This window comes from Mammaliicoccus sp. C-M13, assembly GCF_022386845.1.
Lineage (GTDB): Bacteria > Bacillota > Bacilli > Staphylococcales > Staphylococcaceae > Mammaliicoccus > Mammaliicoccus lentus.
Map to the genome: position 1 here is coordinate 26,062 of NZ_JAJNHQ010000006.1, position 17,211 is coordinate 43,272.

14 protein-coding genes and 1 pseudogene are annotated in these 17,211 nt (G+C 31.5%); 9 read left to right on the forward strand and 6 right to left on the reverse strand.

Features of this window, described 5'->3' with window-relative positions:
• Window positions 1–270: 270 nt before the first annotated feature.
• Window positions 271–903, reverse strand: a complete 633-nt coding sequence (locus tag LQ615_RS05995; protein ID WP_239703925.1) for a phosphatase PAP2 family protein — start codon at window positions 901–903, stop codon at window positions 271–273.
• Between the two features lie 206 nt (window positions 904–1,109).
• Between LQ615_RS05995 and LQ615_RS06000 the strand changes: the two genes are divergently transcribed.
• Window positions 1,110–1,967 carry a fructosamine kinase family protein gene (locus LQ615_RS06000; RefSeq protein ID WP_017000205.1) on the forward strand — a complete coding sequence of 286 codons (858 nt, stop codon included), beginning with the start codon at window positions 1,110–1,112 and terminating at the stop codon, window positions 1,965–1,967.
• Window positions 1,968–2,021: 54 nt separating this feature from the next.
• Here the strand turns inward: LQ615_RS06000 and LQ615_RS06005 are convergent, their stop codons facing one another.
• Entirely contained in the window at window positions 2,022–2,579 is a 558-nt protein-coding gene (locus tag LQ615_RS06005; RefSeq protein ID WP_103269169.1) for a helix-turn-helix domain-containing protein, read from the reverse strand.
• Between the two features lie 113 nt (window positions 2,580–2,692).
• On the opposite strand from LQ615_RS06005, the gene LQ615_RS06010 reads away from it, so the two are divergent.
• Together LQ615_RS06010 and LQ615_RS06015 are read left to right on the forward strand one after the other, a co-directional pair.
• Entirely contained in the window at window positions 2,693–3,886 is a 1,194-nt protein-coding gene (locus tag LQ615_RS06010) for a CynX/NimT family MFS transporter (protein WP_064211788.1), read from the forward strand.
• Window positions 3,887–4,121: 235 nt separating this feature from the next.
• The gene (locus LQ615_RS06015) at window positions 4,122–5,504 is read left to right on the forward strand and encodes an amino acid permease (RefSeq protein ID WP_239703924.1); all 1,383 of its coding nucleotides are present in this window, start codon (window positions 4,122–4,124) and stop codon (window positions 5,502–5,504) included.
• A gap of 139 nt (window positions 5,505–5,643) precedes the next feature.
• On the opposite strand, the gene LQ615_RS06020 is transcribed toward LQ615_RS06015, so the two are convergent.
• Window positions 5,644–6,564 (reverse strand): nucleoside hydrolase, encoded by a 921-nt coding sequence (locus LQ615_RS06020; protein ID WP_239703923.1) that lies wholly within the window; start codon window positions 6,562–6,564, stop codon window positions 5,644–5,646.
• Between the two features lie 247 nt (window positions 6,565–6,811).
• On the opposite strand from LQ615_RS06020, the gene LQ615_RS06025 reads away from it, so the two are divergent.
• Window positions 6,812–7,375 carry an RBBP9/YdeN family alpha/beta hydrolase gene (locus LQ615_RS06025; protein ID WP_103269171.1) on the forward strand — a complete coding sequence of 188 codons (564 nt, stop codon included), beginning with the start codon at window positions 6,812–6,814 and terminating at the stop codon, window positions 7,373–7,375.
• Between the two features lie 69 nt (window positions 7,376–7,444).
• On the opposite strand, the gene LQ615_RS06030 is transcribed toward LQ615_RS06025, so the two are convergent.
• Window positions 7,445–8,170, reverse strand: coding sequence for a transglycosylase family protein (locus tag LQ615_RS06030; protein ID WP_239703922.1), 726 nt, complete (start codon window positions 8,168–8,170; stop codon window positions 7,445–7,447).
• Window positions 8,171–9,062: 892 nt separating this feature from the next.
• On the opposite strand from LQ615_RS06030, the gene abc-f reads away from it, so the two are divergent.
• On the forward strand, window positions 9,063–10,688 hold the full coding sequence (gene abc-f / locus LQ615_RS06035) for a ribosomal protection-like ABC-F family protein (protein WP_239703921.1): 1,626 nt from the start codon (window positions 9,063–9,065) through the stop codon (window positions 10,686–10,688).
• 99 nt (window positions 10,689–10,787) lie between these two features.
• Here the strand turns inward: abc-f and LQ615_RS06040 are convergent, their stop codons facing one another.
• Window positions 10,788–11,993 carry a S41 family peptidase gene (locus LQ615_RS06040; RefSeq protein ID WP_103269174.1) on the reverse strand — a complete coding sequence of 402 codons (1,206 nt, stop codon included), beginning with the start codon at window positions 11,991–11,993 and terminating at the stop codon, window positions 10,788–10,790.
• A gap of 216 nt (window positions 11,994–12,209) precedes the next feature.
• On the opposite strand from LQ615_RS06040, the pseudogene LQ615_RS06045 reads away from it, so the two are divergent.
• Both LQ615_RS06045 and LQ615_RS06050 read left to right on the forward strand, forming a co-directional pair.
• Window positions 12,210–12,785: pseudogene (locus LQ615_RS06045) on the forward strand (PadR family transcriptional regulator).
• A 24-nt stretch (window positions 12,786–12,809) separates the two neighbouring features.
• Window positions 12,810–13,907: an FAD-dependent oxidoreductase gene (locus LQ615_RS06050; protein ID WP_239703920.1), complete on the forward strand. Its 1,098-nt coding sequence runs from the start codon at window positions 12,810–12,812 to the stop codon at window positions 13,905–13,907.
• Window positions 13,908–14,026: 119 nt separating this feature from the next.
• On the opposite strand, the gene LQ615_RS06055 is transcribed toward LQ615_RS06050, so the two are convergent.
• Window positions 14,027–14,902, reverse strand: a complete 876-nt coding sequence (locus LQ615_RS06055) for a MurR/RpiR family transcriptional regulator (protein ID WP_017000217.1) — start codon at window positions 14,900–14,902, stop codon at window positions 14,027–14,029.
• A gap of 152 nt (window positions 14,903–15,054) precedes the next feature.
• Between LQ615_RS06055 and LQ615_RS06060 the strand changes: the two genes are divergently transcribed.
• Both LQ615_RS06060 and LQ615_RS06065 read left to right on the forward strand, forming a co-directional pair.
• Window positions 15,055–16,455 carry a 6-phospho-beta-glucosidase gene (locus LQ615_RS06060; protein ID WP_103269177.1) on the forward strand — a complete coding sequence of 467 codons (1,401 nt, stop codon included), beginning with the start codon at window positions 15,055–15,057 and terminating at the stop codon, window positions 16,453–16,455.
• A gap of 138 nt (window positions 16,456–16,593) precedes the next feature.
• Window positions 16,594–17,088 carry a DUF2798 domain-containing protein gene (locus LQ615_RS06065; RefSeq protein ID WP_306299592.1) on the forward strand — a complete coding sequence of 165 codons (495 nt, stop codon included), beginning with the start codon at window positions 16,594–16,596 and terminating at the stop codon, window positions 17,086–17,088.
• The last annotated feature ends 123 nt before the right edge of the window (window positions 17,089–17,211 follow it).

Consider the following 17,211-nt stretch of genomic DNA (forward strand, 5'->3'; position numbering starts at 1 on the left):
CTCTAACGTGCAAGAAATAAAAGACTAGCCCGTTACATATTCTAACTAGCTAGTGACTATAAACAAGCACGTTAGCTCTATATATTTCACCTTGAACGATTTTGCAAAGTGCTGACGATCGGAGGAATAGTATGAGTGAGAGACTACTGGGTCGAGCAACACCTTAAGCTTACATGCACTTTCAAAATCGTATATACATAAAAAGTCTACTAATCCATTAAATTATAATTAACGGACTAGTAGACTTTTTTAGAGCTATGGGTTTATACACTAGCTTTGTTGTTGGTTGTTTTGAATTTTACTATTGCTCTTATTTTCTTCCAATAAACGTTTATCTTTAATTTTATTTTGCATGTTAACTATGATTATATAAATTGAATGGACAATGATTAAACTTGCGAATGTGTCTGAGAAGAAATGAGCGTTTAAATACATTCTTGAACACATCATAGAAACAATTAATATACCAAATATCCATTTTACAATTGCTTTATCGTAGAAGCATGTAGCAATAAAGATAGCTACGAATAAAGTTAATGTATGTAAACTAGGAAAGCTAAAGCCATCTATAAATTCTGAAGGTCTTGGCCTTTGGATAATATATTTTAAGGCTGTGCCAACTACAAGTGATGTTATAGCAAATATGGTATAGGTTGAAAATACTGTTCGTTTATAAAAGTAAATGCCAATCAACATTATTGCTATCATAATAACAACAAGAGAAGGTGAAAATAAAAAAGAAATAACAGTTAGATAAGTGTTTAATCTAAATATCGTTGCTGTTGATTCAATAAAATCGTGAACAGCATAATCGAGAGGATATATGTATCGTGTTAGTACACTAGCAAGTAATATAATGAAAATAATAGAGTAAGATATGATTAACTTTGTATCCTTCTTCAAGATGCATAAAGCTCCTTCTGTGTATTTTGTACATTAATACTATTTTAAATGAGATAGACATTTAGCACAATACAACTTTAGGACGACCTAATAATCTAGTCTCTTTAGATACTAATTAGCATTGCACATGACGACCTAGATTTGTCTTAAACAAAAAGGGTAGTTAATAATATATGATGATAAATTTAAGAAAGTGAGGCATTTTCATGAATAAAGATTGGCAATCTCAATTACCGATAGAGAATATACAAAAAATAACACCAGTAAGTGGTGGTGATGTGAACGACGCTTATAAAATTGAAAGTAAAGAGGGTGACTATTTCTTACTTGTTCAACAAAATCGTTCAGAAGATTTTTATGCAGCCGAAATAGCGGGATTAGAAGCTTTTGAAGCGGCTGGTGTCAGAGCACCTATAGTAGAAGCGCATGGTGAAATTAATGGTGATGCGTATTTACTACTGAACTTCTTAGAAGAAGGTCGGTCTGGAAGTCAGAAAGAATTAGGACAATTAGTAGCGAAATTGCATAGTAACTATGAACCTAATGGTAAATTTGGATTTGATACGCCTTATGAAGGCAGTGATATAACATTCGAAAATGGTTGGAAAGATACATGGGCAGAACTATTTGTTCATCAAAGACTTGATCAACTTCGCGATGAAATTATGAATAGAGGACTTTGGTCACAAGACGAATTAGACACTTACGAAAATGTACGTGAAACGATATTAGAAGAATTAGAACACCACACTAGTAAACCTTCGTTATTACATGGGGATTTATGGGCAGGCAATTACATGTTCTTAACGGACGGAAAACCAGCTTTATTCGACCCATCTCCTTTATATGGGGACAGAGAATTTGATTTAGGCGCAACACGAGTATTCGGAGGTTTCACACAAGACTTTTATGATGCTTATAATGAAGCATTACCTCTAAGTAAAGGCGCTAATGAACGTATAAAGTTTTATGAGCTATATTTATTAATGGTACACCTTGTTAAATTTGGTAGCCTATATGCTGGTAGTGTGAACCGTACAATGAAAGATATATTAAATGATTAAGTAAATTAAAACCCCTTCGCTAATAAAGTAGTGAAGGGGTTTTATGTATAAAGTTTATTTTTTATATTGAATACTAGCTGTTAAGTGGATGCGTTCACTACCAACATTACGATACGTATGGGGTACATCAGAATAAAAATGTATAGCATCATCTTTTGTTATAGTATTGGTCATCCCATTAATATCAAGTTCTAACGTACCATTATGTATGATGATATATTCTTCTGAACCTACATGATGGCCTTCTGAATCCATTTCAGCATTTTCTTCTAATTCCATGTTGAACATTTCAAATTGTTTATCAACATTAAAAGGAAAGTAAGGATAAATAATAACAGTTTGATGTTCATTATAAATAGGTATGGTGTCTGACTTTGAAATACAATGAATATTTTCGTTTTTATTAGAGATTAAATCTGATATAGGTATGTGTAGACCATTGGCTATTTTCCATAGTGTTGTAATCGTTGGATTGGATTGACCATTTTCTATTTGGTTAAGCATCGTCTTACTAACGCCTGTTAATTTTGAAACGGTACTTAAACTTAGTTGTTGATTGTTTCGATACTGTGAAAGGTTATGTGCAACAATCGTATGGATGTTATTTTGCATTAATTAAACAACTCCTGTTTACAATGTAATGAACGTACTGTACAATATGATTTGTTCTTTATAACGAACGTTTTGTACATTATAACAGAAAATATAAAATAGGAGAATGTTTTATGTCAGAAGATTTAAGGCAACATAATAAAAAAACGAATTGGATGTTGTTTATAGGAATCTTGCTTATAGGAGCAAGTTTAAGAGCGCCTATTACTTCTGTAGGTATTGCATTACCTTCTATTAAAGAGAGTTTAGATTTATCTAATACTACTGTAAGTGTTATTACAATATTACCGTTATTATCTTTCGCAGTAGTTTCACTATTTGCGGCTAAGATCAGTCATAGGTTTGGTTTAGAGCGTACAGTATTTGGTGCTTTAATATTAATTTTTCTAGGTATTGTATTAAGAGCAATTACAGGCGTATCTTGGTTATACATAGGTACACTACTTATAGGTGTAGGTATTGCTTTTGGAAATGTACTCACACCAGGTATTATTAAAATGAATTTCCCATTACGTATAGGTATAATGACTGGTTATTATACTGTTACGATGAATATATTTGGTAGTGTTTCTTCATATGTAACTGCTCCATTAGTGAAAAGTTTTAATTATAATTTTGCGATTAGTTTAATAGGAGTCGTTACACTACTCGGTATTATTATTTGGTCATTTCAACTAAAAAAACATGAAAAAATTTCTACTCAACAAAACAATGCTAATATAAATGTTTGGAAATCTCCATTATCATGGCAAATAACGTTATTAATGGGTGGACAATCATTAATATTTTATTCATTGATAAACTGGCTTCCAGAGTTTTTATTAAGTAATGGTATCTCAATAAATGCGGCTGGTATATATCTATCAATTTTACAGCTTGCAATTATACCATTAACATTTATAACACCAATATTTGCTGAAAAAATGAAATCACAATTTTTAATCACATTTATTACAGGGTTATTGTTTGTACTAGGAATTTTATCGTTAATGATTAAACCTGAGTGGGCGATTATAGGCATCGTCTTACTTGGTATAGCGAGCGGTTTAGCTTTTGGTCTAGTAAACACGTTCTTTGGTTTAAGAACAGAACATGGATACACAGCTGCTAAGCTATCAGGTATGTCTCAAGCTGTTGGTTATTTATTCGCCGCTATAGGTCCATTGTTCTTCGGAATATTACATGACGCTACAGGCAGTTGGAATACATCATTTGGCGTTTTACTATTTACCGCATTGTTAATTATGTTCTTTGGTTCACAAGCAGGACGTAATAGAACAATAGAACAAACTTTACAAACTAAATAAAATATGAATTTAAAAGATTGCTCAACAGATAGTATGAGTAATCTTTTTGTTTACATAAATAAAATAATTATGGTAAATATTACAATTTAATGAACATTGCACCACATTTTTTACATAAATCGGAAAACGCTTTCTCGTTATACTTTTATTTCTCACTCTTTATAGTATAATTGTCTCATGCAGTTTAAAAAATAAACTTAAAATTGGTAAATAGGTATGGGAGTGACACGAAAAGATGGAAGACAATCATTTAAAAAGGGGTCTTAGTTCTCGTCAAGTGCAGATGATAGCGCTTGGTGGAACAATTGGTGTAGGTCTGTTTATGGGTGCTTCAAGCACTATTTTATGGACTGGACCATCAGCAATACTTGCATATTTAGTAGCAGGGCTATTCTTATATATAGTCATGAGAGCTATGGGAGAAATGGTTTATTTATACCCAACAACAGGTTCATTTGCAAACTATGCAAGTGATTATTTACATCCAGTAGCAGGATATGTAACTGCATGGAGTAATATATTCCAGTGGATTGTAGTAGGTATGAGTGAAGTAATAGCTGTAGGTCAATATATGCAGTATTGGTGGCCAGACTTACCAACATGGATACCAGGGGTTATCGTTGTACTAACTTTAGCAACTGCAAACTTAGTGTCAGTTAAAGCTTTTGGAGAGTTTGAATTCTGGTTTGCGATGATTAAAGTAGTCACAATTATCTTAATGATAGTTGCAGGTTTCGGGCTTATATTCTTTGGATTTGGTAATGGCGGAAATGCAATTGGTTTAAGTAATTTAACAGAACACGGTGGATTTTTCCCTAAAGGTATAGTAGGCTTCTTCTTTGCATTATCCATGGTTGTCGGATCCTATCAAGGTGTGGAATTAATAGGGATTACAGCAGGAGAAACAAAAGATCCTAAGAAAAATATTAAAAGTGCAGTAAACGGCGTAATTTGGCGTATTTTAATCTTTTACATAGGTGCAATTTTTGTAATCGTAACTGTTTATCCTTGGGACCAATTAGGAAATGTAGGTAGTCCTTTCGTTGCAACATTCGCTAAAGTAGGTATTACAATAGCAGCAGGATTAATTAACTTTGTTGTTATTACTGCAGCGATGTCAGGTTGTAACTCAGGTATTTTCAGTTCAAGTCGTATGGTTTATACACTTGCTCAAAAAGGACAAATGCCTCGCATATTTACAAAAGTTATGAGAACAGGTGTACCATTCTTTGCAGTATTAGCAATTTCAGTTGGTATTTTTGTAGGTGTTATTTTAAACATCGTATTACCATTAATTATTGATGGCTCAGAAAATATATTCGTTTATGTATATAGTGCGTCTATACTACCAGGTATGGTGCCATGGTTTATGATTTTACTTAGTCATATTAGATTTAGAAAAAATCATCCAGAAGAATTAGATGGACATCCATTCAAAATGCCTGGCGCTCCTTTCACAAATTATATAACATTAGCTTTCTTTGTATTAGTATTGATAGGTATGTTATTTAATGCAGAAACAAGAGTATCAGTTATTATAGGTATTGTCTTCTTATCACTGATGACAGTTATTTATTTCTTAAGAGGCCATCATAGAGTCGATAGAGGAGAATACTAAAATTCATATATATTTAAAATAAAAAAGAGAATAAGGTAGAAATTCCTTACTCAACATAATGCTCCTAATCCAGTGTATATTTTACTCGAGGATTAGGAGCATTTATTTAATATGTGAGATTTGTAGTGTCCATTTTTATTTATCCAAATTCTTTATAAATATCTTCTACAAAATCAACAAAATATGATCTGAATTTTTCGTTATCTGCATGTATACATACATCTACTAAACCATCTTCATTAAATTCAGTATATGTACAACCTTCTGCTTGTCCTTCTGTTATAACAGAAATATTTGCTTTTTTAGTTTCGTAAATTTCTGGATACAATAAGTAGAATATTGTGCTAAGATCATGAATAATGTGTTGGTTTGCACCCCCAGAGTTTGAATCGTTGTATACATCGAGCATCGTCGTAATCATTTTTCCAAAATCACCTAATTGAGCAAGACGTTCAACATCATCTTGGTTAATCATCGTTTCTCTTGTGACATCTAATCCACACATCACAATAGGTAAATCTTGATTAAATACAATGTGAGCAGCATGAGGATCAGCGAATATATTAAATTCCGCTACGGGCGTAGCATTTCCACCGACAGCTGCGCCACCCATTAACACTATTTTTTCTACATTTTCAATCGTTTCTGGGAAAAGTGAAAATAAAAGAGAAATATTTGTTAATGGTCCTATTGGAATTAATGTAATAGGTTCATCAGACTGCATAATCACATTTCTCATAGCAATTACAGCGTTGTCTTCTGAAATATTTGAACGTTGTGAAGTATTAAATTCATAATTACCAATACCATTGTGTCCATGTACATATTCAGCCGTAGATAAAGCGTTTAATAAAGGTTTATTGACACCTTTAGCTACAGGTACTTCCTTCTTAAAGTAATCTACAATGTCAATTGCGTTTCTAGTCGTATGTTCAATTCCAACGTTTCCTCCAATAGATGTGATTAACCGAACATCTAGTTCTGATGAATTTAAAGCTGCTGAAATTGCGATAATATCATCAATACCGGGATCAGTATCAATTATAATTGGTGTTGTCATAATCCCACTCCTTTGTAAAATATCTATACTAATAATTATAACAAACCATATAATTTTATATGTATAAAGCGATTTCACCAAAATATGATTGTTTTAACATTAGCTACTATTAATACTACAAATGAGAGAGTAATGAATGGTTGGGAGTTTTTATCGAGTTTTTGGTGGCTCATATTTCCTGTAGGTGGTATGCTAATGGCGATACTAGGTTTGATATGCAAGAATTATTCATTGGAAGGTGATTTAATTGAGTAAACATTTATATATAGCACACGGGTATAACGCCAATAGCCAAAAAAATTGGTTTGATTGGTTAAAAAATCAATTTCCAGAGGTAGATGGCCATTTAATTGATTTTCCTAATTCTACAGAACCTAAGCTAGAAGAATGGTCACAAACTTTAAAAGAAAATATAGATTTATCTAGTGGTGAAAATATTATAGTAGCTCATAGTTTAGGAGTAATCACTGTATTAGATATGATATCTAATGTAACAAGTGATATTAACATAAAAGGTCTTGTACTAGTTGCAGGATTTGATGAAAAGATAATAAAATTTCCTGAATTAGATGGGTTTATAGAATCAACAAATGTAGATTATGAGAAAATTAAAGATGTAGTACCATATAGAGTCGTTATAGGTGCAACGAAAGATCCTACTGTGTCTTATCCATTAAGTAAATCATTGGCAGAAAGATTAGATGCAAAAGTATTTAAAAAGCATCATGACGGTCATTTTTGTGAAGAAGATGGTTACGATTCATTTCCTGAAGTTAAGTATTATGTAGAAGAAATATTTAATAAAGCATAAAAAACGCCCTCAGCTATTGCCGAGGGCGTTGGATTATTTTGTTGAATAAAGTTTATAACTGCTTATATATTATGCAGTAACCCATTGTGAAGCGCCAACTTCATTGTATAATTTAACAGCAGCTGCGTCTTGTACGCTTTCAGGAGCTTCTGTTGGTGATACACCTTTATACTCTGCAGGAGCTACTGAATCCCAAGTACTTTGTAAGAATTGGTATTTACCTGCTGCACCTGAAGATGGGTTAACAGCTTTTAGGTCTCCGCCTGATTCACGTTCAGCGATTGCTTTTAAGTGATCATTAACTTCTACATTTGAACCTTCAGATGCTGAAGAAGTTTGTGTAGTTTTAGTTTCTTGAGTTTGTTGAGCTTCTTGTTTAGGTGCTTCTACTTGAGGAGCCTCAACATTGTTTGATTCTTGTTCTGTTGCAGCTGGAGCTTGTGTTTCTTCAGCTGGAGCTTGAGTTTGTTCAGCTGCAGGTTGTTCAGCAACTGGCTCTTGTGTAGCTTCTGGAGCTTGAGCTTCAGTGTCTGCTGCATTAGTTGCATGGTAACCCCAAGTGAAGTTATGACCATCTGATTCGAAGTTATATTCGAAACCATCTAAAGTAAAGTTGATGTCATAAGCGCCTTCTTGGATAGCTTCTTGGTTAAGTTGTGGTGCATTAGCTTGAGCTAACTGAGCTAGTTCTTCCTTGTTTACATTTTGTTCTGAAGCGTCTGCTACGTTAGTTGAAGCTACTCCTGTTGCACCGATTGCTACTGCTAATGTTGAAGATAAAATTGCTTTTTTCATAATTTAAAAACCCTCCGTAATATTTTATAATTTTATTATTAATGTTAGCTGATAATTTCTTTGTTAGTTAAAAAATTCTTCCCTGTGAAAATGGGACAAGACAACAATAACATATATGAGCCCTTTGTAAATTACAGTCAAATAACAAAAGGTTACAATGTCAAATTGATTCTGTAATAAAAATTGCTTCATGTCACACTTTGTAATAATACACTTTATTTCACTCTTTCTTATTTAACTGTATATATGGTATTTTTTTATGACTAAAAACTCTCTGAGAACTGTTGTGACAGTTTATTATAAAAAATTAAGATATTTGAATTTATTAATTAAAGGTAAAAAGTAAGAACAAAAAATTAAGCATTACTCTGAAATATTAATTTTAAAATGATGTTATATTTTTATTTTAATAAATAATCTGAAATATTTACATACAAGTTGAGAACTACTGCGAGTATGTTTTAAGCGAAGTTGACTACAAAATACAGAATTATCAGTTTTATTACTGGTGGTTTATCGACTTATAGCATTAGTCATCAGTCAGTAATCAGTCAGTAATCTTTGTAATCTTATTGTAATAAATATGAAGGAATAATTGAGTTTGAAATAGAAATCAATAGCATTGCAAGTATTTATAAAAATAAACTTTTTAATTTATCTCTATATATAGAAGAAACACGTTATAGAATATATAATAGAAGTAACTTATTTTTGAACGGAGGTGTTTTAGATGTTTCTTTTAGCTAATAGTTGCAGATTTATAGTAATCGTTCGCAACAAATTTGCGGATTTTTCTCCAAAATTGGTGGAGTGTGTCTTTTTTGAAGAAAAAAATCGTTATAAGGAACATCTAGCACTAGCTTCCTTATAGTACAATTTGGAGGAAGCAAATATGAATATTATAAATATATCGAAAGTTACGCAATCTTATATGGGAGATATTATTTTTGACGATATAAAATATGATTTAAATGATGGTGATTGCGTAGGATTAGTTGGAAGAAATGGTGAAGGTAAGAGTACGCTGTTAAAATTGATGGCTGGTGTAGAAGCGCCGACAGAGGGGCAAATCAGCTGGCAGAAAAATTTATCAATAGGTTATTTAAATCAATTACCGAAATATCAAGACGATAAAAATATATACGAATGTTTGTCAGAAGTATTTGAAGAGTTGAATAATATTGCTGGGCGAATGAGTGATATAGAATTAAAAATGGCAAATAATCCAGACGATTTAAATAAATTGTTAAAACAATATGGTCAATTACAAGAATTATATGAAGAACATGGTGGCTACGAGAAAGATGCACAAATCCGAAGAGTTAGCCATGGACTAAAGATAAGTAACTTATTGGAGTCAACATGGAGTAAATTATCTGGTGGTGAGAGAACGAAAGTAGGCTTGGCACAAATTCTACTTAAACAACCTAAGTTGCTTCTATTAGATGAACCTACAAATCATTTGGATATCTCAGCAATAGATTGGTTAACAGATTTTATTAAACAATACTCTGGAGCAATTGTAATTGTCTCTCATGATAGATACTTTTTAGATGAAACAGTCAATCAAATTATAGAAATTGATCAAGGAACGCTTCATACCTACAACGGAAATTATAGTTACTTCGTTAAAGAAAAAGAAGCTCGTATAATTAGAGAATTTGAAGCTTATCAGACTCAACAAAAGCGGATTAAAAAAATGGAAGAATCTATTAAGCAATTGAGATTATGGGCGAGCCAAGCGAAGCCACCAAATGCAGCGATGTATAAACGAGCGAAAAGTATGGAAAAAGCATTGGACAGAATAAAAAGAGTTGAAAAGCCTATATTAGAAAATAAAAAAATGAATGTGAATTTATCTGAAGGGCAACGTGTTTCAAACGATGTTGTTGAATTTGTTAATATATCAAAAATGTATGATGATATTTTATTTGAGAATATTAACCTATTAATAAGAAGAAAAGAGCACGTAGCTATTATTGGTGATAATGGTACAGGTAAAAGTACAATCTTAAAATTAATATTAGGAAACGAAGAACAATATGAAGGTAAAATAAAGCTTGCACCTAATTTAAGAATTGGTTACTTATCACAACATACTTTTGAAAACTTAAATTCTGAAACAGTTATCGAAGTATTTAGGGAAGTTGTGAATGTGACAGAAGGTCAAGCAAGACATATATTAGCACAGTTTTTATTTTATGGTGAAGATGTGTTTAAACCTATTAAATATCTTAGTGGTGGAGAAAAAATGAGATTAAGATGGGCGCAAATCGTTAATCAAAACTTTAATGTGCTCATATTAGATGAACCGACAAACCATTTAGATATAGACTCTAAAGAAACAATAGAAGATGCGTTAGAAAAATATAATGGAACGATTATAGCAGTTTCTCACGATAGGTACTTTTTGAATAAATTGTTTAATATAACGTACTTATTGAAAGAACAAATATTAACAAAATACGAAGGCAACTATGATTACGTAAAAGAAAAAATAAAGCAATATGAAATATAAAGAAAAGACGTTGACGACCTAACTGAATCAGTTCTGGTTGTTAACGTCTTTTTAGTATGAAAAATTAGTGGGTTTAAGGTAATCCAATTAAAAGAAAGATTAACTGGATTTAAATCTTTCAATTGCTGTTTCTAATATTATATCTTTGTGCAGTTCTTCAGGAGTCCATGGAATATAATAATCTACTTCTACACCTTTGTTGGACATACCTTTATTCACATCTACTGCACCATCCTTAGAATGTGGAACCATTAATTGATAGTCGTTATTAATATCGACTATCATCACATTACTATAGTCATTCATACCTTTTGTAGGTCTACCAATTATTTCAGCATTTTTAAAATCTTTAAGCCTTAATACAAAACCTTCACCTGAACTAGCACATTCAAAGTCGCATAATATTTTTAATGAAGGTAAGTCATCACGTAATCCATGTATATAATCGTTGTCATTATGAATATTAATATTTACTAAGCCTTTGTCGTAGTAATCTGTAAATAAGTTTAAAAATTGATTAAATTCATCATTATCTTTTAATGATGGTTGTTGTTCTAACATTTTATTTAATTCAAATAATCTATTGTCACAATATGATTTAGTAAATCTATGGTAATAAGGATAATCATACTGAGTGGAGATGTTATTATTTGTTAATAATGGCAATAATGCAAATTGAGCAAAATCAGAGCCACCTCTATTACCTCTTAAATCTATTATGATATTATTAGAATCTAATATGACTTGTTTATGTGAGTTTATAAGATTCGTTATTGTATATGTATCCATAAAATCTGTGAGTCTTATATATAAGTAATTCCTACTTTTTTCTATAGTATAGTAAGATTCAAAAAAATTAATACGTTCTTCAGAAAGAATATTAATTTCTTTAGAATTATGTTTAATGTATTTATACTTTTTTAAAACATCAGTCCATTCCATCCTCTCAGGATTATCAGACTTTAACAGATCAGAATTAGAGAATAAAATTTCTTTGATGCTTAAGTCTCCAATACGCTCAATAATAGCACCCTTTTTTAAATCACTATTTTTAGATTCAATAACATATAGTTTATCTTCGTATAGTTGAACACGAATATTTGGATACGGTCCTTTTTTATCGATAATTTTCAAATGAGGATCATAAAATTCATTTAAATAAGAAGTCATTGAAAAATAAAAATCTTCGTTATCTTTAAAGGAAGAAAAAATAGGGAAGTTTTGAATAAGTTTAGTTTTGTCTAAATAACCAGCATATTCATTCAAAAGTTGATTTTTAATTGTTGTCATTTCTTGATTGTACATATAGAAAACCTCATCTCATAGATATAAACTTCATAACAGTTTATAAAGTAGTTGGTTCAATTATACCAAAATATTTTCTTATTACATCTGTTTATAGCTATATCAGCTAGTTATTGATGTTTTTGTTAAGTGCAATTATAAAAATCCAATTATTTTAATCAAATTACGATATATCGGTTAATATAACGATATATCGAAAAGGGAAAGGTGATAATAATGTTCAACAGACAATTTCACAGTAGAAGACTTGCAATGATGCAACATGATGACGGAGGTTTCTCTCGTGGCTTTGATGGTTTTGAAAAAATGTTCGCTGCTGCAAGAGGTAATGAAAGATTTTTCAAAAAAGGCAATTTACAGTTCATTATATTACATCTGTTATTAGAAGAACCGAAACATGGCTACCAAATTATTAAGGACCTCGAAGCGAAATTTAAAGGTTTCTATTCGGCGAGTCCTGGCAGTGTTTATCCGATTTTACAAATGTTAGAAGATCGTGAGTTTGTGTCAATTTCTAAAGATGGCAAGAAAAAAGTTTATACGATTACTGATGAAGGAAAGCAGTTTTTAGAAGAGAACGGAAACAATGATGAATTTACAAAACGTATGGAACAATTCCAAAGTATGGATATGGGAAAAATGAAAGAATCTAGAAGTGAATTACAAGAACTTTTCAAATCATTTATGTAGGCAGGTAAAATCTCAATGCAAGATGAAAAAAAATATGAACAGTTTCAACAATTAATTAAGGAAACTAAAGAAAAACTTCAACAATTCAGGGAAGAAAAATAAAACTTGAAAGAAGAATGACTAATAATGAAGAAACAAGATTTAAAACATATAGCAATTGTAGGTGGTGGTCCAGGTGGATTAATGCTAGGGCTACTATTACAGCGGCAAGGTTTCTCTTTCACTATTTACGAACGTGGCTATCAAAATATGCATAGTGACGGAGGTGGTTCACTAGATATTCATGATGACAGTGGACAGTTACCTTTGAAAGAGGCTGGTATTTTCGAGAATTTTCGTAAGCACGCGCGTTACGAAGGTGAAGATACACGTATTGTAAATAAAGACGGAGAAATTTTATACGATGAAGATGCAGAAGGTGAGGGTAATAGGCCTGAAATCGATCGTGGGAAATTATGTGATATTATAATGGAACAAATTCATCCGGAAAATATTAAATATGGTTTTAAGTTTGAAAAGCTGATACAGCGAGATAATGGGGAAGTTGAGCTAGTATTTGAAAATGGTACAACTGTTATGACAGATTTAGTAATTGGTGCAGATGGTGCATTTTCTCAGATACGCTCTCATTTAACAAATGCTAAACCTGAGTATACTGGTATTTCTATGATTGAGATGAATTCTGATGAGAATGAACACCCAGATCTTCTTAAGTTCAATAAAAATGGTAAGCTAATTGGCTTAGGTGGCGATCAAGCTATATTAGGTCAACGTAATGGAGACGGACGTATAATGGCATACATCAGCTTCAAAACCAAATATGAAAAACTTGATGAATATCGTAATCTTTCATTGGACACATTAAAAGAAAGATTGTTAGCTGAATATAGTGACTGGGATTCAGAGCTTAAAAATTATATTGCATATAGTTATGATGATATTAAATTCCGTAGAATTTATAAACTTCCTATTGGTTTAACTTGGGCAACACAACCAAATATTACAATCATTGGTGATGCTGCGCATCTTATGAGTCCATTCGCTGGTGAAGGTGTAAATATGGCTTTGTATGATGCTTACCTTTTAGCAGAATCATTTAAAAACTTTAATAATCTTACTGAAGTATTAAAAGTTTATGAACAACAAATGTTCGAAATTACAAAAATTCATGCGAAAGAGTCACAAGATAACTTAGACATATTTTTCTCGGAAAATGGTGCGTAAAAAATGACACAATTCTTTTTAGATGTGGAAAAATAATTTTTATAAACTAGAAAGAAGTGGAACAGAAACCTTATTAGAAAAAATAAGATTTCTGTTCCACTTTTTTCGTATTCTCATATTCATTCTTCTTCTCTCATTACTTTATTTGAACTTTTTCTACTATCATAATATTTAGATATATTTACTTTGAACTCAATATTATCTTTGTATGCTTCTGAAAAGATACAACTGTAAAAGATGTCTAATAGGAAAGTAATAGAGTTATTTAATGTGAAGTTACCAATTTTCGAATATAGTTTTTCTCGTGTTGTTATTCTGAATAGATAGTCGGATTGTTTAACCAATGTATTATCGCCTATACTTGTTAGCGATATGATAGTTGCTTTCTTTTTTCTTATCATTGGTAACAGTTTAAGAATATTTGTAGTTTCACCTGTGTAAGAAATGATAATAACGCAAGTATCTTCCGAACAGGTTGATGCTTCGTAACCTTGGTCAAAGGTGCATAGCGTAACTTTTTTACCGATTCTCATCATATGAGATTTGAAAGCATAACAAAGTTGAAGGTTATTTTCTAATGAAAATATCTTAATTTCTGATGCTGTATTTAAATATTCAACTGCTTTTTTTAATGCATTATAGTCGATTAACGACAACGTGTCTTCTATTGTCATTTCATTTAAAGTGGCTAACTTGTTTGAAATTGTCATGAAGTTATCTGTTTCATCAAATGGAAAGTTAGCATCGACATTGTGAAAATTATTATTTAAGTAATACATTTCTTTAACAAAAGCTTCTTTTAAATCAACCCAACCTGAATATCCTAGTTTCTTAGCAATTCTCGTTAATATGGAAGGGTGAGTATAGGCTTCTTCTGCAATTTGCTTTGCTGTTTGATCTTGTATTTCATCCCAATTTTTAAATATGTAACTAATAACTGTTCTTTCGGAAATAGAAAAACGTTCTTGTTCTTTCATTTTCTCGCTTAATAGCATATTTATCACCAAATTAATTATAGCTTTTGTAAACAACATTTACAAAAATAATTAAAAATTCTTAAAATATTGTAAATCATAAAGTTGATTCGTGCTAAGGCCTTGTACATTTTTAAAAGGAATCTATTATTGAGGTAAAGGGGGATTTTCCAATGGTTAAAGGTGTAAAAATTGTAACAATAGGTGGAGGAAGTAGTTATACTCCAGAATTGATGGAAGGTTTTATTAAAAGGTACGAAGAGCTTCCAATAAGAGAAATTTGGCTAGTAGATATAGAATCAGGTAAAGAAAAATTAGAAATTGTAGGTAAAATGGCTCAAAGAATGTGGGATGCATCTCCTTACGATGTTAAAGTTCATTTAACAGTCGACCGTAAAGAAGCTTTGAAAGATGCTGATTTTGTAACGACACAATTTAGAGTGGGTGGATTAGACGCTCGTGTGAAAGATGAAAGAATACCATTATCTTACGGCATGGTAGGTCAAGAAACGAATGGTGCTGGTGGTATTTTTAAAGCATTCCGTACAATTCCAATTATTTTAGATGTTGTAGAGGACATGAAAACACTTTGTCCTAATGCATGGTTAATTAATTTTGCGAACCCAAGCGGTATGGTAACTGACTCAATTATTCGTTACGGTGGCTGGGAAAAAGTTATTGGCTTATGTAACGTTCCAGTAGGTGCTATGATGGCTGAACCTGAATTATTAGGAAAAGATATAAATGAACTAATTTATTCGTTTGCCGGTTTAAATCATTTTCATTGGCACCGCGTAAAAGATACTAAAGGTGTTGATGTAACTTCTGAAATTATTGATAAAATGTTTAGTAATGATTCAGGAATTCCAGCAAATATTCATGATATACCATTCTTCAAAGAGCAACTTAAACAAATGAATATGATTCCTTGTGGGTACCATCGCTACTATTATAGAACTGAAGAAATGCTTGAGAATATGCTAGAAGAATACAATGATGAGAATGTAGGAACGCGAGCACAGCAAGTTAAAAAGAGTGAAAAAGAATTATTCGAATTATATAAAGATGTTAACTTAGATCACAAACCAGAACAGTTAGAACAACGTGGTGGCGCTTATTATTCAGAAGCAGCGTGTGAAACGATTGCATCTATCTATGCTAATAAAAATACACATATTGTTGTTTCTACTAAAAACCAAGGATCTGTACCAGATTTATCACCAGAAGACGTGGTAGAAGTTTCAGCTTATATTGGAGCAGAAGGTGCACGTCCTATAGCATTTGGAACATTCAAACCAGCAGAAAAAGGTTGGTTACAGTTAATGAAGAATATGGAGTTAACTGTAGAAGAAGCGGCAGTAACAGGAGATTATGGCTTAGCGCTACAAGCATTTACTATAAATCCACTTATACCAAGTGGAGAAACAGCTAAGCGCGTTCTAGACGAACTATTAATAGCACATAAAGAGTACTTACCACAGTTTGACAATAAAATTACACAACTTTTAGAAGAAGGATGCACAATTAAAGATGAAGTTGTATTAGAATTAAATAACCAATCGTTACCTTTATAAAAATTAAATCTATTGAAATCTTAACCCCCTCACTAATATAACTAGTGAGGGGGTTTAAGTTTTAAAAAATGTTCACAAAAAGTTCACTTACGAGCAAATTTTATTCTCTCTATACTATAAAGATATAAATAGAAAAGGATGATAAAATTGCCAACAACTAGAAAAGAAAATATACAATTCGGCTTGATAATGTGTTTTGGTATGGTATTAGTAATGAGTATATATAATCTTTATATTAATGGAACAATAGGGGAAATTACTTTTATAGAAGGCATATCTGATTTTGCAATAGGATTTGTTATTGCCTTTATATTAGATATGTTTATTGTAGGACCTAACGCTAAAAAGATAGCATTTAAATTAACAGCAAATACAAACAAGAAAATCTATACAGTCTTAGCAATATCCATATGTATGGTATTAGGAATGGCATTTTTAATGTCTATTTACGGCTTAGTTTCTACTTACATTCATATTGGATATACTTCGAATTCAATGATTATAGACTATCTTTCGATATTTGGTAAAAATTTAATCGTAGCATTACCATTACAAATTATTGTTATGGGCCCACTAGTTCGTTATATATTTACTAGGTATATTCAAGTGAATAGAATGACTATGGAAAATTAAGAAGGAAGAGAGACAGAAATTTTATTAGGAAAATGAGATTTCTGTCGACTCCTTTTTGGCAAGAATATATAAAAGCTAGAGATTATACTTTTTTTGGATTAACTAAGCCAAGAATCCAATAAG